1 pseudogene is annotated in these 906 nt (G+C 64.1%); it reads right to left on the bottom strand.

The features are described 5' to 3' along the window. A pseudogene (locus ABRZ26_RS25020) lies at nucleotides 1–906 on the bottom strand (DUF2235 domain-containing protein); the annotation flags it as partial.

Genomic DNA, 906 nt, shown 5'->3' with positions numbered 1-906 from the left:
CCCCCACCGACGCCACCGTATCCAGCAGCCCGAGAAACTCCACGCTGACCGGCAGGCGGCAGGCCGGGTTGCTGCCCTGCAACACCTGGGCCGGCACGCCGTCCGCGCTATCCGGCTTAGGGAACAGCTCGGTCAGCCAGTTGACGAAGGTCCGGGCCTGCGCCGCGCCGCGTGAAAAACCGTACACGTACAGTTTCATGCCCATCAGCCTCGCCTTGCCCCGGCCGGTCGGGTTCATCGCCTGCCAGATGTTGTTCTGCAACCTGTTGAAGTGCCGATAGAAGGTCTCATAGCGGTTATGCGCGCCGCCCAGCCCCAGCGCCGCCCAGGAAGTGGCCATGTCCCCGACGGCCGCCAGCGATGCCGTGTCTTCCAGTTTGCCCAGTTTCAGCGCGCGCATCAGTGCGTCAATGAGTCGCAACAGTCCCCAGTTGATACGGTTTTCCCCGCCGCTGGCGGTCGCCAGTCCCAGGTTGCTGTAATCCAGTTCGCCGATTTCCGGGAACGGCGTACCCACGCCGGGCATATAGAACTTGAAGTAGGTCTCGCTCCCGGCAGGCGGCACATCCAGCAGCGCGTTCTCCAGCGCCGCGCCGCCGGCGTGTCCGCTGCCGATGGCGGCGCGGAACAGGCGGGCGATATTGCTGGGATGCGGATGTTCATCCACATAGACGTCGTTATGCAGGTTGTTGCCGGTGCCGTCAAAGAACAGGCTGACGTGCAGCGTCTTGCAGCAGGGGCGCCACACCCGTTTGCCGGCGGCCAGACAGCACTCGTCATAGTAACGTTGCTCCAGGCTGTTCTGCCGGCGTTCGTTCATCGCCACCGGATAAGGATGGTCGGGTAACCGCCCGTTGAGTGGAAAGGCCGGCGGCAGCCAGGCGGTATCCTGCGGTTTTATTTTGG

Origin of the sequence: Brenneria sp. L4-2C (assembly GCF_040240335.1) — a bacterium.
Taxonomy (GTDB): Bacteria; Pseudomonadota; Gammaproteobacteria; order Enterobacterales; family Enterobacteriaceae; genus Brenneria.
Note: the sequence above shows the minus strand (reverse complement) of the source record. Positions and strands in the feature narration are given on the sequence as shown.